This is a genomic window from Geobacillus sp. BK01 (assembly GCF_052220245.1).
Classification (GTDB): Bacteria; Bacillota; Bacilli; order Bacillales; family Anoxybacillaceae; genus Geobacillus.
Window position 1 is genome coordinate 155,902 of the sequence record NZ_JBQPTH010000003.1, and the last position, 19,545, is coordinate 175,446.

Below are 19,545 nucleotides of genomic sequence, written 5' to 3' on the forward strand. Positions count from 1 at the left end.
TATTACATTGATTTTTTATAACCAAAAAGATCATTAACTTGGATATGGCACTTCATCCCACATAGAATAAAACTGCTCATCACTCCGAACCCCTGTGTAAAAAGAGGCAGTTAATCTTCTCCCTTCCTCATTGTTGCCTTCCCACCCACCTTTTTCTATAATGAAAGTACATCACACGCCCGGGAGGTCATGTATGTCAAAAGAAAGTTCGTTCGATATCGTATCCAAAGTCGATTTGGCGGAAGTGGCAAACGCGATCAACATTGCCATGAAAGAAATCAAGACGCGCTATGACTTCAAAGGAAGCAAAAGCGACATTTCTCTTGAGAAAGACGAGCTCGTTCTCATCTCGGATGACGAGTTTAAGCTTGAGCAGCTGAAAGATGTGCTCATCGGCAAGCTGATTAAGCGCGGGGTGGCAACGAAAAACATCCAATACGGCAAAATCGAGCCGGCCTCAGGCGGCACGGTGCGGCAGCGCGCCAAGCTTGTCCAAGGGATCGACAAAGAAAACGCGAAAAAAATCAACACGATCATCAAAAACACCGGCTTGAAAGTGAAAAGCCAAGTGCAAGATGACCAAATTCGCGTCAGTGGCAAAAGCAAAGACGACTTGCAAAAGGTGATCGCCGCCATTCGCGAAGCTGATTTACCGATTGACGTGCAGTTTGTGAATTACCGCTAAGCGGGTGGGGAAAACCTCCATCCGCTTTTTGGTGTTTCGTATGAAATGGTTTGCTTCACGGTTATGATGCTGACAAGTTCGTGATTTGTTTCTGCGATATGTTTTTATCTCTAACCGGGAAGCCCCATTTCCACGCGATCAGCTTGGGTGAGGGAATCGGTGTCTTTCATGAAGGATGTTGCCCTTGCACGAAAAGGACCAATAAGGAGGGCCCCACATGAGAAAAGTGGAAGTGATGCCATACCAATTGCGGTGGGCGGCACTATTTGAACAAGAAGCGGAGCGGCTGCGACAAATTTTTGACAAAGAAATTATCGCCATTCACCATATCGGCAGCACATCAGTTCCCGGTTTAAAAGCAAAGCCGATCATTGACATCATGGCTGTCGTTACAGATATTAGCCGGGTCGATGAATGCAATGGGGCGATGGCAGCTATTGGCTATGAACCGAAAGGGGAAAACGGCATACCGGGGCGACGATACTTTCAAAAAGGCGGGGACCGCCGCACCCACCACGTTCATATGTATGAAGCGGGCAATCCCCATATTGAACGTCATCTTGCCTTCCGTGACTACTTGCGGGCCCATCCAAAAGAAGCAGAGCGGTACGGAAATTTGAAAGAAAAACTAGCGTTCCAATTTCCGTACGACATCGATTCGTATATCAAGGGAAAAGAACTGCTCGTCTTGGAATTAGAGCGAAAAGCCAAGGCATGGCGCCGATCACTGAACTGAACGAGTCAAGCGGAGGCTACAGGCCCGCCGCCCTTCCGACCAGCACACCAAACACCACGATCACCAGCGCCGCTCCGACAATCGGCCCCACAAGGCGCATCGCCTCCCCTTCCTCTCCAGGGCGGCCGATGCAGCAGCAACCAGAGCAAAGCGGCCGATGCAGCAGCAACCAGAGCAAAGCGGCCGAAGCGATCCTTAATCTATTATCGATATTTCCGAATGACGGGCATCCAATAGGTGCATCTTCACTGTGCCGCCAAGATGGCGTTGTATTAAATAGGCCAGTTCCTCTAACGCTTGATGAAGCGCTTCATGCCTTGCGTCATCTATTGATTCCATGCAGAGAAAGGCGCGTTTCGTCTGTTCGGTGAGCATCGTCCGTTGGGCTTCCCGCCAATTCCAGCAACGGCATATGACGCCCATGTCATCTTTATACACGATTTCCCCTTCATACGGTGGATCGTTTTCCTCTCCTCCCAACGGGATGAATGGTTCATGGCCATCCGCCAGCGCCAGCCGGATGTCGCCGACAAATGTGTCGATATCCTCTCCTCCACATGGAAGCCCGTAGCTCAATGAAATACAGTTATAGATATCCACAAGCGGGTTGATCGTTGGAATGTGATGGCCGTTTTTCACTCGTTTCAGCAGCGATTCCACTGAACAGCGCGCCCCTTTTTTCGCTTTGAATCGCCGAAACGCCTCTCGCCAAACGGCGGTGGCGGGATTGCGGCTCCACTCCTCAAACTCGAGGAATTTCCGCGCTTCTTTCTCCGCCTCCCGCAGCATTTGTTCGTAAACACCAGCATTCTTGATACCGTTGTCAATCCCTTGGGCAACGACCACACCGATTTTGACGTTGGGAAATATAGCCCAAATATCGTCTTCAACAATAAAACGGGTCATCATCCACTCCTCCATTCCCTTACGGTTTCGAAGGGCTCGCTAAGGCAGAGAATAGTCCTAACAAAATATAACAACATCCCGCCACTCGATTCATCACCTTCACACTTTCCTTCTTGGCGGCCAACCGTCTGCGGATGCCTGCGGCCAACATGGCGTACAAGCTGTCATTCAGCAAGGCGAGAACAACAAATATCGCCCCTAAAAACAAAAATTGTCCGGCCACCGACCCAGCAGAGGGAGAGATAAACTGCGGAAAAAAGGCGAGAAAAAAGAGTGCTGTCTTTGGATTGGTCACTTCGACCAACAGTGATTCATAAAATACTTTGGCCAATGTTTTCTCCTTCACCTTCATGGCCGATGTTCCCTCATCCTTATCAGAAGCGAAAAATAACGTTTTGCCTCCCAAATAGATGAGATACACAGCGCCTAAAGATTTGACCACTGTAAAGGCAGCCGCCGATGTCATCAAAATTGCGGAAACGCCTACGGCTCCAAGGACAACGTGGACAGCGCCTCCCAAAGCTACACCGAGCACCGATACAACCCCTGCTTTCGTTCCTTGGCTCATGCTCCTAGCCATGATGTACAATACCGCCGGTCCGGGGACGATGAGCAGCGCTGCGGCTACCGCGACAAACAAGCCGATCGTGGAAAGGTCCATCCCCATCTCACTCCTCTCTTTTCTGATTTCACGGCCGCTGCTTTTTCATCAAAGAAGCGATTCGCTTTTCGTTTTCAAACGGCATTTGCTCAAGCTGCTTGATGATCCGTTCTTGTCGGTGTGCAGGATGGTTTTGGCTCAACTTGGCTTTTCCTTCGGTTCGCTTGATGATGATTTTGAAAGCTTGAATTCCTTTGCTCATACCGGACAGCATCCCAGAATCGACCCTCGACAGCTGGTAAAGACTTCCCGGCGCTTCGTATTTTTTTACCATATCGTGCAGCGACTGCATGATTTCCTCTTCATCGTCGATCAACTCCACGTTTCCGTACACATGGACGGCCACATAATTCCATGTCGGCACCGCCTGGTTCGTTTCATACCAGGAAGGAGAAATGTAACAATGTGGACCGTGGAATATCGCCAAGACCGCCTGATGTTGAATGTCGCTCCATTGCGGATTCGAACGGGCAAAATGGCCGTACAAACACGTTTTCTCCCGATCAAGCAATAGAGGCAAATGGGTGGCAAACAGTTCCTCTTGATGCATCGATACCAAGGTGGCAAAGCTGTTCTCCTCGATCACCTGATAGGCGACATCCGGATCATTGATGGCAAAATGTTTCGGAATATACATCGGTCCTCTCCCCTCTTTTTTTCATTCCAACCTTTCATCCTTTACGATGGCATCATATAATGAAAACTGACATAAAAAAAGTGACAGTAATAAAAAAATAAGCATGTCAGGAGAGATGAACATGAAGACGATCATTTTTGCCTTGAACGACCACTCACCTAAATACAAACAAATCTATGAAAAATTGAAATCATTGATTGAACGAGGCGACATTCAAGCAAATGAGCCACTGCCTTCGATTCGCCAACTCGCCGAATCATTGAATGTCAGCCGAAACACGACTTTAATGGCCTACGAACAGCTAGCAGCGGAAGGATATATTCGCGCGGAAAAACGAAAAGGGTATTTTGCCAATGAAGTGGAACCTCTTTTCATTCCAAAAACCCGCATTTCGGCGCGCCCACCGGCAAGAGAAAGAGCAACACCTGTTGTGGTCGATTTTCGCGCCGATGCCGTTGATGCCGATCATTTTCCCATTCAGGCATGGAGAAGAATCTCCAATCAAGTATTCACAGCCAAAGATTGCTTTCGCTATGGGGATCCATTTGGGGAATTATGCTTACGCCAACAAATCGCCATCTACCTTCTTGAATCCCGCGGAGTGGACGTAGAGCCAAACGCCATCGTCATCGGAAGCAGCACACAGCAAATGCTTCTCTTACTTGGTCATATTTTAAAAGACGAGTTCAACAGCATCATCGTCGAAGACCCGGGCTATGACGGTGCTAGAGAAGCATTTTTGTTTCATGATTTTCAACTGGAAACGATCACCGTTTCTGAAACAGGTTTCGATCTCTCTCCCCTCGAAACGAGGCAATCACGGCTCATCTATGTCACCCCTTCGCATCAAAGCCCGATGGGAGTCAGCATGCCAATCCAGCAGCGGCACAGACTTATCCAATGGGTGAACAACGTCAATGGTTATATTATCGAGGACGATTACGACAGCGAATTCCGTTACACGCAAAAACCGTTTCCCGCTCTTGCCTCCATTGATTCGTCAAGAGTCATTTACCTCGGCAATTTTTCAAAATCGTTTCTTCCCGGAATTCGCTTAAGTTACATGGTGTTGCCGCCGTCGCTTTTGGACCGTTACCAACAATGCTTTCGCCTTTTTGAAAGCACCACGTCCATCCTCAGCCAACTGGCAATGGCTAAATTTATGGAAGAGGGGGAATGGGTTCGCCATATTAAACGCATGCGCCTAGTGTACAGACGAAAAATGGAGCATTTAACAGCGAGGCTGCGAACGTCATTCGGGGATATGATCTCCATTATTGGCGAACAATCCGGTTTATACGTGCTAATCAAAGTCCATTGTGACTGTTCAGAAGAACAACTACTTCAACGCGCCCGATCGTATGGAGTGAACGTGTACCCCACCTCGCGCTATTTTGTGAACCAACAGCCTGACCGACCCATGATCAAGCTTGGTTTTAGCGGCTTATCGCTCGAAGATATTGAACTTGGGGTGACGCTGCTCCAAAAAGCATGGTGTTGACGATGCCTGCGCGAAAATCAATTTTCCTTTTTCAAGAAATTACCTCACTAAAAAGGCGGTTGGCATTAGATGCTAACCGCCGCCCTTCCGACCAGCACACCAAACACCACGATCACCAGCGCCGCTCCGACAATCGGCCCCACAAGACGCATCGCCTCCCCTTCCTCTCCGGGGCGGCCGATGGTGGCCGCAACTAAGGCGAGCCGCGCCGGTGAGGCCATTGTCATGTTCGATGCGGCGACGTTTTGCGCCGCGGCGTACCAAATGGCGGGTTCGTGCAATTGATCGGCCATCGCCCGCTGAAACGGGGAAAACATGGCGTTCGCCGCGCTGTTGCTTCCGCTCATCCAACCGGCAAGCGCACCGACGAGCGGCGACACGGCAAGAAACGCCGATCCCGTCCAAGCGGCGGCTTGTGATGCCAGCACGCCCGTCATCCCCGCCCCATCCATCACCGACGACATCGCGATAAATCCCATGGTCGCCACGGCAGCTGGAAACACTCGGTTCAACGTCTTCTGGAGGCAAGCCACTCCCTCGGCCAAGCGAAGGCGATGCCATCCAAACGCTGCCACGGCGGCCAGACATAAGGCAAATCCGGGACTGTACAAAAGCTCAAGGCGGAAGCCATAAGCCGGCCAGTGCCAAACGCCGGCCGTGGTAGCGATATGCCGGATTGCAGGAAAGAAATGGGTGGCAAAAATATAGCCAACCAGCACAGCATACGGCCATAACGCTTTCCCAAGCGGCGGCCGTCCTCCCTTCTCGATCGGTTCGCGTTTGCCAAGAAGCTCTTGGCACTGCCAGTATCCGACAAGCGCGAGCGCCGCCATCGCGCCGGCCGCCGCCCCGGCCAGTTCGACCGACACATAGACGCTGACCGCCCACGTGACCGATGCCAAGCTGACAAACACGATCAAGATGCCATCAAGATGCAGGCGAACCGCCCGCCACCCTTCGCTGATGACCACAACCGCACAGACGTACAGCAAATAGAGCGGGACATGAAGCCATGCGCTGTATTCGCCAAGCTCGCGAAGCGGAACGCCTGATAGTTCGGCATTGATGACCGTGCCGATGGCGAGCGCTCCCCACGGCACGGCGGACTGGGTCAACAAGGCCAATGTCATCGCCTTGCGGGCCGGAAACCCAAGGGCCGCATACAACGGGGCGACGATGACAACCGCCAATCCAAATCCGCTCACCGCTTCGAAAAATGGGCCTAACGCCGCCGACAACAGCAGCGCTTGCTCCGACGGCGTCCGTCCGACACGGGAAATCCAAACAGAAAGCGCGTCGATCGCTCCCCCGGCTTCCAGCACATGGTGCAAGAGCAGCCCAAACACAAGCACATACACCACAATTAGCGCCAACAGCACGCCGTGCACGGTAAAATGCATGACTTCCCCGGCCGAAGCATGAAATGGAAACAAGGCGAGCCCTGCCGCCAGCGCATAACAGCCGAGCGCCGCCTTCATCGCCGGCATCTTTCGCCATCCAATCGCAGCCAATGCCCATAAAAGCGGCAGCGCTGCCAGCAGCCAACGGATCGTATCTCCCACGTTTTTCTCTCCCCCTCAATCTGTTTATCCACTATTTTGCCGTCACATAGAAAGAAATCACCGCATCGACGGCGAATAGAAAGAGATGACCTTTCTTTGAAGGAGGTGCATGAATGAACATCGGCCAAGAATATTTGCGAGCAGTGCGCGCACGCTTTCTCGACATGAAAAAGACCGCCGAACAGGCTATCGACCAATGTTCGGAGGAACAGCTGTTCCATTGTTTTCATGAAGAGGTCAACAGCATCGCCATCATTGTCAAACATATGAGCGGAAATATGGTGTCGCGCTGGACAGACTTTTTGTCGTCGGATGGGGAGAAACCGGACCGAAACCGCGATGATGAATTCATCAACGACTTCCATACACGCGAAGAAGTCATGGCTTGCTGGGAAAAAGGGTGGTCTGCTTTCTTGCAAACGCTGAACGAATTGCAGGAAACAGATTTGTTGCGGACGGTCACGATCCGCGGCGAACCCCATTCCGTCATCGAAGCCATTGAGCGGCAAATGTACCATTATTCGTATCATATCGGACAAATCGTCTATATCGCGAAACAGCTGAACGCAAACAACTGGAAAACACTGACCATACCAAGAAATCGAAAAACAACATAGGAAGCTCCCTATTCGAATGATCATGCAAACGTCATCCGCCTATCGGAGCCGTCAACCGATAAAGGCGGATGGCTTTTTTTGTTGCTTGCTGTTCCTTCCCCATCATATCGCTTCGGGATCATGGTCAGCGCCTGGAAAGTTTCACAATACCGACCAGCAAACAAACCATCCCCGCTCCCCACGCCAATCCCGCCTTGCCGAGAAGAAGGGAGATTTCTTCGGATGCGTGTATATGGGTAAGATCAAAGGAAATGGCTCTTAACGCAAAGTAGGCGGCAATAGAGAGCAGCAGAAAATGAGCAAAAATCCAATGGAATGACAAACGACGCGTACGATTCTTCCGCCAAAGGGAAACGACCGTCATGGTGGCGATCAACATCACGACGGAAAAACCGCCAATGAGTAAATCCATCACTTCCTCTTCCATCGGCAAATGTTTATGCAATGTTTACAGCCCCTTTCATCAAGGTAAGGTGATATTTCTTCTATACTTCTCTTTCCATTCCTCCTCTTCCTTCTTTAATATTGGCTCTTCACCACAAAATGCACTTGACAAAGAAAGATGTTCATAATAAAGAAAATCAAAATAACAATTTTCCTTTTTATACCATTTGCCTCATTTGAGCAATATTACTTTTTTTTTTCACATATAAAGCAACCGCCGTGTTTCATATCCTAACGTACAATATTGTTCTGCAACAAAGAAGCAAGTCATCAAGACTTTGTGAAAACTTTCTCATCAAAATATGACAATTTTTCGAACAAACTTGCCGAACATTCGGAGAAAATGGACGAAATCTTGGCACATTTCCCCTATAAAATCTCTTTAGGCGCTGGCGAAACACATTTATTTCTTCTCAACCGCTTATTCGCCAATCCTAAAGAAGAAGGCGGCCGTATTGCTTTTCAAACTCAGAAACTTGCTTGCTTGAAAAGTTCTTTCACTTTATCACCGGTTCCTTTTCCCCGTCACTATTGCTTGGCACGATTTTTGCGTTTCATAGCAGATGAAACAAAAAAACTTTATAAAGGAGATGGTGAGAATGAAAGCCGCCGTTGTTCACAAATTCAAACAAAAACTTCAAATTGAAGAAGTGGAGAAACCAAAACTAGGGTATGGCGAAGTGCTTGTGAAAATTGAAGCTTGTGGCGTCTGCCATACCGATTTGCATGCGGCCCATGGAGATTGGCCGGTAAAACCGAAACTTCCGCTTATTCCTGGTCATGAAGGAGTAGGAATCGTTGTTGAGGTCGGCGAGGGAGTGAAATCAATCAAAATTGGCGACCGTGTTGGCATTCCATGGTTATACTCGGCATGCGGTGAATGTGAATATTGTTTAAGCGGTCAAGAAACACTTTGTCCACATCAATTAAATGGTGGATACTCTGTCGATGGCAGTTATGCAGAATATTGCAAAGCCCCGGCCGATTATGTCGCACGAATTCCTAAAAATCTCGATCCTGTACAAGTTGCTCCTATTCTTTGTGCTGGAGTCACAACGTATAAAGCATTAAAAGTTTCAAATGCCAAGCCTGGTGAATGGGTCGCTATTTATGGAATCGGGGGATTGGGCCATATTGCTCTTCAATATGCCAAAGCAATGGGATTAAATGTCGTTGCTGTTGATATCAGTGATGAAAAGGCAGAGCTTGCAGCAAAGTTAGGAGCTGATATTACAATCAATGGCCTGCGTGAAGACCCCGTAGCAACAATTCGTGAAAGAGTAGGCGGAGTGCATGCAGCTATTAGCGTTGCTGTAACGAAAAAAGCTTTCGAACAAGCCTATCAATCCGTTCGACGCGGTGGTTGCCTTGTCATCGTTGGACTGCCTCACGATGAACTACCGATCCCTATTTTTGACACTGTATTAAATGGCGTTACAATAAAAGGTTCGATCGTCGGTACACGAAAAGATATGCAAGAAGCTTTAGATTTCGCCGCACGCGGAAAAGTTCGCCCCATTGTGGAAGCGGTACCATTAGAAAAAATTAACGAAGTATTTGAACGGATGGAAAAAGGCCAAATCAATGGCCGCATTGTTTTAACAATGTAACACAAAGCGGCAGAAGAACAATCCTAAATTTTCTAGGGGAACGGAGAAAAATGGCGATTTTTTCAGCATTGCCTGTTTTTAGTTTAGGCACAGATCGATATCATAAAGTTTCTCATTTTGAGAAATCGACCGGTTCAACCACCAGTGCCTAATAAATCACCTGCTTTCTAGTATTACGAAAAGTGCTATCCGATTATGTCAAACTCTTAGGGGAAGATTCCCCTTCCCCTAAGAGCATATCTGAATGGAAAATAGCTTAATTTAAACATCTTTCTGAAACCTTATTACACAAGGAGGATGCAAATGATTTACAGCAAACCAGGCGAAAGAGACGCAAAAGTTCAATTCAAAGCAAGATACGATAACTATATTAACGGAGAATGGGTGCCGCCTATTTCAGGCCAATATTTCAAAAATATCACGCCCATAACAGGAGAAGTGTTTTGTGAAGCAGCACGCTCGCAGGCTGAGGATATTGAATTGGCATTAGATGCCGCGCACGCGGCAAAAGAAGCTTGGGGAAAAACATCCCCGGCTGACAGAGCGTTGATTTTAAATAAAATCGCTGATCGAATGGAAGAAAACTTGGAAATGTTAGCGGTTGCCGAAACATGGGATAACGGCAAACCGATCCGTGAAACGTTAAACGCCGACCTGCCCCTAGCCATCGATCATTTTCGTTATTTCGCTGGAGCCATACGCGCCCAAGAAGGAACAATCAGCCAAATTGATGACGATACGATCGCGTACCATTTTTATGAACCACTCGGCGTTGTCGGGCAAATTATCCCATGGAATTTTCCATTATTGATGGCAGCATGGAAAATTGCTCCTGCGCTTGCTGCCGGAAACTGCATTGTGCTAAAACCAGCTGAACAAACTCCGGCATCGATTATGGTGCTTATGGAGCTGATTGGCGATCTGTTGCCTCCTGGAGTGCTCAACGTTGTCAATGGGTTCGGATTAGAAGCTGGCAAACCATTAGCTTCTAGTCCACGTATCGCCAAAATCGCGTTTACCGGTGAAACAACGACAGGGCGGCTGATTATGCAATACGCTTCACAAAATATTATTCCTGTTACACTGGAATTGGGCGGCAAATCCCCAAACATCTTCTTTCCTGATGTAATGGAAAAAGACGATGACTTTTTAGATAAAGCGATTGAAGGATTTGTCATGTTCGCTTTAAACCAAGGCGAGGTTTGTACGTGCCCTTCTCGTGCTCTCATCCATGAGTCCATTTATGACGAATTTATGGAGCGCGCTCTTGAACGCGTGAAAAAGATTCGAACAGGAAATCCGCTTGATACAAGCACAATGATGGGAGCGCAAGCTTCAGCAGAACAAATGGAAAAAATTCTTGCATACATTGATATTGGAAAACAAGAGGGCGCCGAATGCCTAATCGGCGGCGAAAAAAACATAATCCCTGGATTCGAAAACGGGTATTATATCAAGCCAACCGTATTTAAAGGACATAATAAAATGCGCATTTTCCAAGAAGAAATTTTCGGTCCAGTAGTCTCAGTAACAACGTTTAAAGATGAACAGGAGGCTTTGGAGATCGCTAATGATACGTTGTACGGCCTTGGTGCCGGGGTATGGACGAGAAACATCAACTTGGCTTACCGTTTCGGAAGAGGCATTCAGGCAGGAAGAGTTTGGACAAATTGCTATCATGCTTATCCGGCCCATGCTGCTTTTGGAGGATATAAACAATCTGGGATCGGCCGTGAAACCCATCATATGATGTTAGCGCACTATCAACAAACGAAAAATTTACTCGTTAGCTACAATCCAAAACCATTAGGATTTTTCTGATCAATCAAGCAACAAAAAGCTGATCCGAAAGCCATTTACGCTTTTGGATCAGCTCCTTTTTCTTTTAATAAATATCTTAATGTTCGTACGGTGATATTTAACCGTTCTGCTGCTTCTTTACGATTTCCTAACGTTTCTTTTAACATTTTCAGTACAAAAGATCGGCCGATTTTCGTTTCTAGTTCTTTCACTGAAGATAATACATGTTCAAGATCTAACCGATCACTGTTTCTCCATAGTGCTAGCACACCATTCATCCATTCTTGCAAATAGGCTTCTAAGTCTTCTACTCCATCTTTTGGACTTCGCACGCTATTCGATACTTGCCCTAAATGCAACGGAATCTTAAGCTTCTCCGGCAAATAGTCAAGGGTGATCACCTCTGTTTCTCCTTCCGCTAAAGTTACCGCCCTTTTAACAACATTAAACAATTCTCTCACATTCCCCGGCCAATGATACTGTTTCATCTGGGAAATACAGTCCTGTGAAAACGATAGAGGTGTATTAAGTTTTTTTAAAAAATAATCAATCAAAATTGGAAGATCTTCGAGCCGCTCTCGAAGCGGAGGAATGGTAAGTTTCACAACATCTAATCTGTATAATAAATCCTCTCTAAACGTCTTCTCCTCGACTGCTTTTGCCAGATTGACATGCGAAGCAGCAATAATGCGTGTATTCGTTTTGCGGATCGTTTCACCCCCGACGCGAATATACTCCCCTGTTTCCAGCACTCTTAACAGTTTTACTTGCGTTGCAAGAGACGCTTCTCCAATTTCATCTAAAAATAACGTGCCACGGTTAGCAATTTCAAAAATCCCCTTTTTTTCTTTTACCGCTCCTGTGAACGCCCCTTTTTCATGTCCGAACAATTCGCTTTCTAACAGTGTTTCCGAAACAGCGCCACAATTCACCCCAATAAAAGGCTGATCATAGCGCATGCTCGCGTTGTGGATAAAATGAGCGAGCACTTCTTTTCCAGTCCCAGTCTCTCCTTCAATCAACACATTCACATTTTTTTTCGCAATTTTATAAGCTAATTTAAGCAAATCATTCATCTCTTTATTTGTTCCAACGATGAAACCGAGCGTCTCAGCCAACTTATACATATCATCTTGGGATGAAAGAGGACCATCACTTAATAATTCATCGATTAATCGCTCTAACTGTTCAATATCGTCAAACGGTTTTTCAATATAGTCGTTTGCTCCATGTTTAATCGCTTCAACTGCTGTCTTTATTGTGCTATAGCCTGTCATTACAACCGCTTTACAAGAAGGATATGAGCGTTTTAACTGTTTTAATAAATTTAAACCGTTTGCATCTGGAAGTTTCACATCGATGAAAGCAAGATCAAACTTGTATTGTTGAATCAACTGAAAAAAATCTTTCCCGCTAAATCCAAGCTTGACCTTGTTCCCTTTCCCTTCTAATAAATGTTGAAAAAACGTTCCAACTTCCCTTTCGTCATCAATAACTAAAATATTCCCCACTCATCTCCCCCCTTATTTCTTTTTTGGAAGTTTTAATATAAACTCACTTCCTTTACCAAGTTCGCTGACCACCTCAATCGTTCCACCGTGCGCCTCAGCAATCCCTAAACTAACAGACAGCCCAAGCCCGGTTCCCTTACCTGGCCTCTTCGTTGTAAAAAATGGATTAAAAATTTCCTGCAAATGTTGTTCTTCTATTCCTTTTCCGTTGTCACGGACCGATAGAACAACCCAATGTTCTCCGGCTTCAACGATCGACTTTGTTTCTATGACAATGATTTTCTCTGGAATATCCATCTCTTCAAGCGCATCTTTAGCGTTTATTAATAAATTTAAAATAACCTGGCTTATCTGTTGAAGGTTTCCTTCAATCAATTCAATGGAAGCGTCTAATCTTTTTTGAATACTAATATTTTGTTTGCAAATTTGATCACCAATTAACCCTAATACTTGTTCAACGGCATCATTTATAGAACAATCTTCAAACCTATATTCATCTTGTCTTGAAAATGTCAATAAATTTTGAATAATGGTTTTGCAGCGTTTCCCGCATGAATAAATATCAAATAGCAGTTTATATATACGATCATCTTTTGAAAAAGACCTCAACAACAGCTGGGCATTGCCAAGAATGGCGGTGAGAGGGTTATTCAATTCGTGCGCAATTCCAGCAGCCATTTCCCCAATTGCAGCTAACTTTCCTGATTGAACAAGTTGGGCTTCAATCTGCAATTTTTCAGTAATGTCATTGAGATACATAATCACAGCGTACATATTTTGTTTTTCATTCAAGACGGGATAAGAACGCAATTCGCATACCCTCTGCTGGATATGAATACGCCGATGAACAGATTTTTTTGTTTCTAAAATTTCCACGATCGGGCTTTCCTTTGGATTAATTGATAACAATTTACATATATCTTTTTTATACAAGTCAACTTGAAAAAACTCGTTAGCTGCATCATTATACCGTAAAATATTCCCTTCTAGGTCGACGAGGAATATCATTTCTGAAACAGCTCGGAATGTCTCTTCCCATTCTTTTTTACTGGTAAGTACCTCATTATAAAGACGGACATTTTCAATACAAACCGCCAGTTGGTCGCAAAATTGCTGAAAAAAGGACAGATCATCTTCATCATACACCACTTTTTCCTTGCTTCCTATACTCAGTACCCCGATCACCTTTCCTTTGCTAATAAGTGGGATCAATAATACACTGCGGACTCCTAAGACGTTATATACAGCTGCTTCAACATACAAATCTTCGTCTTCTTCTATTTGATAAAAAATTTTTTCGAGCGATTGTATGACTTGCCAATAGAGCGATCGCTCTTTTGGAAAAACAAAACCAATAGGAAAATACAAAGAGTGAGCGGGATATACATTTGTTAACACTAATTTATGATTTTCACATAACGATAAGCTGATTCGTTCCACTGGGAAAATTGCTTTCAATTTATCCATACTATTTTTTAACATTTCATCCATTGACATATCAATATTAAAACTTTTGGTAATATCATTAATAATCTCCAACTGCATATTTTTCTTTTTTAACTCTGTGACCATCTTTTTTAATTCTGTGTAATAACTTTTTTTCGAAGATTGAACTCCTGTTAAAAGGCCAATGAGTTGTTGCCGGTCATTCATTTTGTTTACCACGCCTTTCTGAATATTCCTTCAATTTCTTCTACAGTGATATCACGAGGGTTGGTGATCATACATGCATCATGAAAGGCAACCAAACTCATTTTCCGTATTTCTTCTTGTTTCACTCCTATATCAGATAATCGCTGCGGCACCCCAATATCCTCTGCCAATTGTTTTACATACTCAATCGCCTTTCTTCCCGCTTCCATATAGGACATGCCGCGAGTATCCATTCCGAGAAAATAAGCAATATCAGCAAATTTTTTCGGATTCGCCAACAGATTGAACTCCATCACATGCGGAAGCAATATAGAGTTTATATCCCCATGAAGAAGAGGATACCTTCCCCCGACAGCATGGGACATTGCATGAACAGCGCCTAAAATCGCGTTAGAAAAAGCCAATCCTGCCTGTAAACTCGCCATTGCCATATTGGTTTTTGCCTCTTGGTTGATTTTAGAGGCGACAGAAGGGCGCAAATATTTTCCTACTAAAGAAATAGCGTTTTGAGCTTGAACATCTGTAAGCGGTGTAGCTGCTAGACTTACATACGCCTCAATGCCATGCGTTAAAACATCTAATCCTGTTGAGGCAGTTAAATGAGCGCTTTTTGTCGACAATGTTTCTGGATCAATGATTACGATATCAGGAATAAGAGATCGGGAAATGATCGTCATCTTTTTTTTCTCTTTTGTATCAACAATAACAGAAAATTGGGATACTTCTGATCCTGACCCTGCTGTTGTTGAAACCATCACTTGAGGAGGAAGAGGCAATTGAATTTTATCCACTCCCTCATATTCATGAATTTGTCCCCCGTTTGTGGCAAGAATGGCGACAGCCTTTGCGGCATCAATAGAACTGCCTCCACCGATTCCAATGATAGCATCGCATTCATTCTCAAGATATGCTTCACAGCCTTTTTTTACTTCTTCGTCCTTTGGATTTATTGTTACATCACAAAATGTCGTGTATTTTAATCCTACTTGCCTGCAACTCTTAATGACAACATCGAGCCAACCAGCTTCCGCAACACCTGGATCGCTGACAATCAACACATTTGTCGCACCAAGCCTTAGACAACTTTCCCCTACTTGATGAATGGAACCGCTGCCAAAAATCACTTCGGGCATCACGAACTTATGAATGTTCATCCTCGCGCCCCCTTATTGGCCATCTGCATTTTATTGCTCAACAACCTTATGTTTTAAGCACTCATTCGACATCCCAGATGAGAAATCCTCCTGATTTTCTGCAGGAGAAGGAGAAAGGAGAAAGAGAGCGCCAACCCTCGTGAATGAAGGCGTACGCTCGCTTCGCTGATAGAACGCTGCTTCGTTTGTTTATTTTTGCTGCATCTTGAACTCTAAAAACAACTCGTTGTAGTAGGCGAGCATCTGTTTTCCCAAGTTTTCGTACACTTCGAGATGCCCTGCTGAATCCAAATCGGGGTAGAAGCGGCGATCGGCCGCGATGTCTTTTGGCAAATAGCGAAGCGCCTTTTTGTTCGGCGTCGAGTAGCCGACGTACTCGGCGTTTTGCGCCGCGTGTTTTGGGTCGAGCATAAAGTTGATGAACGCGTGCGCTCCTTCGATGTTTTTCGCTGTTTTCGGAATGACCATGTTGTCAAACCATAAGTTGGAGCCTTCTTTCGGCACGACATAGTCGAGCTTGTCGTTTTCCGCGATGATTTCGGCCGCATCGCCCGACCAGACGACGCCGATGGCTGCTTCTTCATTGGCAAGCAGCAGCTTGATTTCATCGCCGACAATCGCCTTCACGTTCGGCATGAGCCGATCGAGCTTCCGCTTGGCTTCTTGCAAGTGGGCTTTGTTCGTGTCATTGAGCGAATAGCCGAGGCTGTTTAACGCCATCCCCATCACTTCGCGCGCCCCGTCGACAAGCAAAATTTGATTGCGCAAGCTTGGATCCCATAAGTCGTTCCAGCTTGTGATGGTCTTGCCGCCAAGCATCTCGCGGTTGTAGACGATGCCGACCGTCCCCCAAAAATACGGCACGGAATACCGGTTGTGCGGATCAAACGGCAAGTTGAGAAACCGCGGCTCGATATATTGCAAATTGGGAAGCTTTCGGTAATCAAGCGGCAGAAGCAGCTTTTCTTCGATCATTTTGCTGATGGCGTAATCGGATGGAACGGCGACGTCAAACGTTGCCCCGCCTTGGGCGATTTTCGCCATCATCGCCTCATTGGAATCAAACGTTTGGTAAATCACTTTCCACCCTGTCTCTTTTTCAAATTCGCGAATGAGCGCGGGGTCAATGTAATCGCCCCAGTTGTAGACCGTCACCGTTTTGCCTCCGCCGTACCCTTCCGCTTCGTTCAGCCGATGAGTGACAAACATCAGGACGAACGCGGCGATAAACACGGCCGCAAATCCTTGGACAAGCCGTCTCACCTACTTTCGCCCCCCTATCCCGTACAAGCGGCCGCCTTTTTGGCTAAGCACGTAATAGCCGATGACGAGCAGCATGGTAAATAAAAACAGAAGCGTCGACAATGCGTTGATCGACAAGGAAATGCCTTGGCGCGCCCGCGAATAAATTTCCACGGACAGCGTCGAGAACCCATTTCCCGTGACAAAAAAGGTCACGGCAAAGTCATCGAGCGAATACGTGAGCGCCATGAAAAAGCCCGCCCATATGCTCGGAGCCAAAAACGGCAGCACCACACCGGACAGCACTTGCCAATGACTGGCTCCTAAATCTCTAGCCGCATCAATCAGCGTCGGGCTCATTTCTTCCAGTTTCGGCAGCACCATCAACACGACAATCGGCACGCTGAACGCGATATGAGACAACAGCACGGACGTAAAGCCGAGCTTGATGCCAGCGATTGTAAACAGCAGCAAAAACGAAGCGCCGATGATGACATCGGGGCTGACGATCAGCACGTTGTTGAGGGCGAGAAGAGCGTTTTTCGTTCGCTGCCGCTTGACATAGTAAACGGCGAGCGCTCCGATGACCCCAAGTATCGTCGCAACCGCCGCCGACAGCAGCGCAACGACGATTGTATTCAAAACGATGATGAGCAAGCGGTCGTCGGACAGCACGTCGCGGTACCACTTGAGCGTGAACGATTGAAAATCGTGCATCGCCCCGCCGCTGTTGAAAGAATAATACATCAAATACACAATCGGCATATACATCACGGCAAACACGACTAACAAGTACACACGTCCCCACGCCTGCATCCGTTTCATCGGCTTCCCTCTTTTCTTCCGCTTCCTGTCAGGATGACGATGACCGCCATGGCGATCATTAACACAACAGCGATCGTCGCCCCCATCCCCCAGTTTTGGGTGACAAGAAAATGCTGCTCAATGGCGGTGCCGAGCGTAATGACGCGGTTGCCAGCGACAAGGCGTGTAATCATAAACAGCGACAGCGCCGGGATGAATACCGCTTGGCAGCCGGCCTTCACTCCGCCAAGCGTGAGCGGAAAGACGACGCGGCGGAACGTCGTCCAAGCCGAAGCGCCCAAATCGCGGGCGGCATCGACAAGCGATGGCGGCAGCTCCTCCAGCGCGTTGAAAATCGGCAGCACCATAAACGGAATAAAAATGTACACCGACACAAAGACAAAACTGAAATCGGTGAACAACAGCTGCCGCGGCCCGACGCCCAGCGCTTTCAACAAAGCGTTGGCCAGCCCGTACGTGCCGAACAGCCCTAAAAACGCATACACCTTCAGCAGCAAATTCACCCACATCGGCAAAATAAGCAACAACAGCCATAGCTGCTTGTGCCGCGTCTTCGTCAGCCAATAGGCGGTCGGATAGCCGATGAGCAGCGACACAAGCGTGATTAAAAACGCATACCAAAACGAATACGCCATCATTTTCAAATAAATGGGCGTCCACACGGATTTGTAGTTGGACAACGTCCAATGGCCGTCAAGATCCAAAAACGATTCATACACCAAAAAGACAATCGGGGCCACGACAAACAGCACAAGCCAAATGCCATAAGGGATTAAATACCAGTTCCGCCACGCCCGTTCCGTCATGCGTCCTCATCCTCCTTTTCGAGTCGCATGACGTGAATCGCTTCCGGTTCAAAACGAAGGCCGACCGTTTCCCCGACTTCGGCCTTTTTCGTCGAATGGACAAGCCATTCGTTGCCGTTTTCGTCATAGCCGCAAATTTCATAATGGACACCGCGGAATAAGAGCGAATCGACGCGGATGACGATCTGCCCGTCTTCCGGCGCCGCGAGCTCCAAATCTTCCGGGCGGATGACGACATCGACCGGTTCGTTTGGCGCGAAGCCGCGGTCAACACACGCAAACTGTTTGCCGGCAAATTCGACGAGGAAATCGTCGATCATGCGCCCTGACAAAATGTTCGATTCGCCAATGAAATCGGCGACGAATCGATTGACAGGCTCGTCGTAAATGTCTTTCGGCGTCCCAAACTGCTGAATTTTTCCTTTATTCAGAACAAAAATGTAATCGGACATCGCCAATGCTTCTTCTTGATCATGCGTGACAAAAATGAACGTAATCCCTAAGCGGCGCTGCAATTCACGAAGTTCATACTGCATTTCCGTGCGCAGTTTCAAATCCAAGGCTGACAGCGGTTCATCCAAGAGCAGCACCTCAGGTTCATTGACAATCGCCCGGGCAATGGCGACGCGCTGACGCTGGCCGCCGGACATTTCTTGAATGCGGCGGCGCTCATAGCCGTCTAAGTTGACAAACCGAAGCGCTTCCCTCACTTTCTCGCGAATGTCGGTTTCTTTCATCTTTTTCACGCGCAAACCAAACGCAACGTTTTCAAACACATCGAGATGAGGGAACAATGCATAGTCTTGAAAAACAGTGTTGACTTGCCGTTTGTTCGGCGGGACGTTTTGAATCGGCTTTCCGTGGAAATAAATCGTTCCTTCCGTCGGCTCGATAAACCCGGCAATCAGCCGCAAAATCGTTGTCTTCCCACAACCCGACGGTCCAAGCAGCGTATAAAACTTCCCGCGCTCCATCGCAAAACTGACATCATCCAGTACGGCTGCGCCGTCGTATTCCTTCGTCACTCGCTCGAAGCGGATGATTTCTCCGTTCACTTTCAGCCCCCCATCTTCTTGATGTTCACTATTCCTAATTAGAACATAGGAGAGTAGAAAGTGCAACGGAAAAATATGCTTTCCGCCATGTCGGCGACTAAAAAACAAAAAGCGGCTGACTATTCCGCAGAACAGCTTCC

At 46.9% G+C, this 19,545-nt stretch carries 19 protein-coding genes; 7 read left to right on the forward strand and 12 right to left on the reverse strand.

Annotation, left to right across the window (positions count from 1 at the left end; genetic code table 11):
• Positions 1-193 precede the first annotated feature (193 nt).
• Together ACTVDO_RS04945 and ACTVDO_RS04950 are read left to right on the forward strand one after the other, a co-directional pair.
• On the forward strand, positions 194-685 hold the full coding sequence (locus tag ACTVDO_RS04945) for a YajQ family cyclic di-GMP-binding protein (protein ID WP_020958869.1): 492 nt from the start codon (positions 194-196) through the stop codon (positions 683-685).
• 217 nt (positions 686-902) lie between these two features.
• The gene (locus ACTVDO_RS04950) at positions 903-1,421 is read left to right on the forward strand and encodes a GrpB family protein (protein ID WP_020958868.1); all 519 of its coding nucleotides are present in this window, start codon (positions 903-905) and stop codon (positions 1,419-1,421) included.
• A gap of 195 nt (positions 1,422-1,616) precedes the next feature.
• Here the strand turns inward: ACTVDO_RS04950 and ACTVDO_RS04955 are convergent, their stop codons facing one another.
• Genes ACTVDO_RS04955 through ACTVDO_RS04965 form a run of 3 tightly spaced genes read right to left on the reverse strand, consistent with a single transcriptional unit; the run spans position 1,617 to position 3,625 of the window.
• Positions 1,617-2,327 (reverse strand): B3/B4 domain-containing protein, encoded by a 711-nt coding sequence (locus ACTVDO_RS04955; protein WP_020958867.1) that lies wholly within the window; start codon positions 2,325-2,327, stop codon positions 1,617-1,619.
• Positions 2,328-2,346: 19 nt separating this feature from the next.
• The gene (locus ACTVDO_RS04960) at positions 2,347-2,988 is read right to left on the reverse strand and encodes a LysE family translocator (RefSeq protein WP_020958866.1); all 642 of its coding nucleotides are present in this window, start codon (positions 2,986-2,988) and stop codon (positions 2,347-2,349) included.
• 28 nt (positions 2,989-3,016) lie between these two features.
• Complete coding sequence (locus tag ACTVDO_RS04965) at positions 3,017-3,625, reverse strand: FMN-binding negative transcriptional regulator (protein ID WP_442901150.1); 609 nt, start codon at positions 3,623-3,625, stop codon at positions 3,017-3,019.
• A 121-nt stretch (positions 3,626-3,746) separates the two neighbouring features.
• Between ACTVDO_RS04965 and pdxR the strand changes: the two genes are divergently transcribed.
• Positions 3,747-5,126 carry a MocR-like pyridoxine biosynthesis transcription factor PdxR gene (pdxR, locus tag ACTVDO_RS04970; protein ID WP_020958864.1) on the forward strand — a complete coding sequence of 460 codons (1,380 nt, stop codon included), beginning with the start codon at positions 3,747-3,749 and terminating at the stop codon, positions 5,124-5,126.
• Positions 5,127-5,191: 65 nt separating this feature from the next.
• Here pdxR and ACTVDO_RS04975 read toward each other — a convergent pair whose 3' ends face one another.
• The gene (locus ACTVDO_RS04975; protein WP_020958863.1) at positions 5,192-6,688 is read right to left on the reverse strand and encodes an L-lactate permease; all 1,497 of its coding nucleotides are present in this window, start codon (positions 6,686-6,688) and stop codon (positions 5,192-5,194) included.
• 113 nt (positions 6,689-6,801) lie between these two features.
• On the opposite strand from ACTVDO_RS04975, the gene ACTVDO_RS04980 reads away from it, so the two are divergent.
• Positions 6,802-7,305 (forward strand): DUF1572 domain-containing protein, encoded by a 504-nt coding sequence (locus tag ACTVDO_RS04980; protein ID WP_442901151.1) that lies wholly within the window; start codon positions 6,802-6,804, stop codon positions 7,303-7,305.
• Between the two features lie 124 nt (positions 7,306-7,429).
• Here the strand turns inward: ACTVDO_RS04980 and ACTVDO_RS04985 are convergent, their stop codons facing one another.
• On the reverse strand, positions 7,430-7,750 hold the full coding sequence (locus ACTVDO_RS04985) for a hypothetical protein (protein ID WP_442901152.1): 321 nt from the start codon (positions 7,748-7,750) through the stop codon (positions 7,430-7,432).
• Positions 7,751-8,092: 342 nt separating this feature from the next.
• Here ACTVDO_RS04985 and ACTVDO_RS04990 point away from each other — a divergent pair, with 342 nt between their 5' ends.
• From ACTVDO_RS04990 to adh, 3 genes are all read left to right on the forward strand, one after another.
• Positions 8,093-8,395, forward strand: coding sequence for a hypothetical protein (locus ACTVDO_RS04990; RefSeq protein WP_442901153.1), 303 nt, complete (start codon positions 8,093-8,095; stop codon positions 8,393-8,395).
• Positions 8,349-9,359 carry an alcohol dehydrogenase AdhP gene (gene adhP, locus ACTVDO_RS04995; protein WP_442901154.1) on the forward strand — a complete coding sequence of 337 codons (1,011 nt, stop codon included), beginning with the start codon at positions 8,349-8,351 and terminating at the stop codon, positions 9,357-9,359. Before ACTVDO_RS04990 ends, adhP begins: the two co-directional genes overlap by 47 nt.
• 303 nt (positions 9,360-9,662) lie before the next feature.
• The gene (gene adh, locus ACTVDO_RS05000) at positions 9,663-11,180 is read left to right on the forward strand and encodes an aldehyde dehydrogenase (protein ID WP_066231186.1); all 1,518 of its coding nucleotides are present in this window, start codon (positions 9,663-9,665) and stop codon (positions 11,178-11,180) included.
• A 35-nt stretch (positions 11,181-11,215) separates the two neighbouring features.
• On the opposite strand, the gene ACTVDO_RS05005 is transcribed toward adh, so the two are convergent.
• The 7 genes from ACTVDO_RS05005 to ACTVDO_RS05035 form a co-directional block, all read right to left on the reverse strand.
• Positions 11,216-12,670: a sigma-54-dependent transcriptional regulator gene (locus ACTVDO_RS05005; protein ID WP_442901155.1), complete on the reverse strand. Its 1,455-nt coding sequence runs from the start codon at positions 12,668-12,670 to the stop codon at positions 11,216-11,218.
• Between the two features lie 12 nt (positions 12,671-12,682).
• Positions 12,683-14,323 carry an ATP-binding protein gene (locus tag ACTVDO_RS05010; RefSeq protein ID WP_442901156.1) on the reverse strand — a complete coding sequence of 547 codons (1,641 nt, stop codon included), beginning with the start codon at positions 14,321-14,323 and terminating at the stop codon, positions 12,683-12,685.
• A 5-nt stretch (positions 14,324-14,328) separates the two neighbouring features.
• The gene (locus tag ACTVDO_RS05015; RefSeq protein WP_442901157.1) at positions 14,329-15,477 is read right to left on the reverse strand and encodes an iron-containing alcohol dehydrogenase; all 1,149 of its coding nucleotides are present in this window, start codon (positions 15,475-15,477) and stop codon (positions 14,329-14,331) included.
• A 189-nt stretch (positions 15,478-15,666) separates the two neighbouring features.
• The gene (locus ACTVDO_RS05020; protein WP_442901158.1) at positions 15,667-16,740 is read right to left on the reverse strand and encodes an ABC transporter substrate-binding protein; all 1,074 of its coding nucleotides are present in this window, start codon (positions 16,738-16,740) and stop codon (positions 15,667-15,669) included.
• Positions 16,741-17,544, reverse strand: a complete 804-nt coding sequence (locus tag ACTVDO_RS05025; protein WP_011230228.1) for an ABC transporter permease — start codon at positions 17,542-17,544, stop codon at positions 16,741-16,743.
• Entirely contained in the window at positions 17,541-18,350 is an 810-nt protein-coding gene (locus tag ACTVDO_RS05030) for an ABC transporter permease (RefSeq protein WP_023633936.1), read from the reverse strand. The genes ACTVDO_RS05025 and ACTVDO_RS05030 overlap by 4 nt, the downstream gene beginning before the upstream one ends.
• Positions 18,347-19,405, reverse strand: a complete 1,059-nt coding sequence (locus ACTVDO_RS05035) for an ABC transporter ATP-binding protein (protein ID WP_023633937.1) — start codon at positions 19,403-19,405, stop codon at positions 18,347-18,349. The genes ACTVDO_RS05030 and ACTVDO_RS05035 overlap by 4 nt, the downstream gene beginning before the upstream one ends.
• Positions 19,406-19,545: the final 140 nt, after the last annotated feature.

Coding starts and splice junctions, on each gene's coding strand:
- adhP (WP_442901154.1), top strand. CDS start 8,349: ATGAAAGCCGCCGTTGTTCACAAATTCAAACAAAAACTTCAAATTGAA.
- ACTVDO_RS04960 (WP_020958866.1), bottom strand. CDS start 2,988: ATGGACCTTTCCACGATCGGCTTGTTTGTCGCGGTAGCCGCAGCGCTG.
- ACTVDO_RS05015 (WP_442901157.1), bottom strand. CDS start 15,477: ATGAACATTCATAAGTTCGTGATGCCCGAAGTGATTTTTGGCAGCGGT.
- ACTVDO_RS04945 (WP_020958869.1), top strand. CDS start 194: ATGTCAAAAGAAAGTTCGTTCGATATCGTATCCAAAGTCGATTTGGCG.
- ACTVDO_RS05030 (WP_023633936.1), bottom strand. CDS start 18,350: ATGACGGAACGGGCGTGGCGGAACTGGTATTTAATCCCTTATGGCATT.
- ACTVDO_RS04955 (WP_020958867.1), bottom strand. CDS start 2,327: ATGACCCGTTTTATTGTTGAAGACGATATTTGGGCTATATTTCCCAAC.
- adh (WP_066231186.1), top strand. CDS start 9,663: ATGATTTACAGCAAACCAGGCGAAAGAGACGCAAAAGTTCAATTCAAA.
- ACTVDO_RS04965 (WP_442901150.1), bottom strand. CDS start 3,625: ATGTATATTCCGAAACATTTTGCCATCAATGATCCGGATGTCGCCTAT.
- ACTVDO_RS04990 (WP_442901153.1), top strand. CDS start 8,093: ATGGACGAAATCTTGGCACATTTCCCCTATAAAATCTCTTTAGGCGCT.
- ACTVDO_RS04950 (WP_020958868.1), top strand. CDS start 903: ATGAGAAAAGTGGAAGTGATGCCATACCAATTGCGGTGGGCGGCACTA.
- ACTVDO_RS04980 (WP_442901151.1), top strand. CDS start 6,802: ATGAACATCGGCCAAGAATATTTGCGAGCAGTGCGCGCACGCTTTCTC.
- ACTVDO_RS05010 (WP_442901156.1), bottom strand. CDS start 14,323: ATGAATGACCGGCAACAACTCATTGGCCTTTTAACAGGAGTTCAATCT.
- ACTVDO_RS05025 (WP_011230228.1), bottom strand. CDS start 17,544: ATGAAACGGATGCAGGCGTGGGGACGTGTGTACTTGTTAGTCGTGTTT.
- pdxR (WP_020958864.1), top strand. CDS start 3,747: ATGAAGACGATCATTTTTGCCTTGAACGACCACTCACCTAAATACAAA.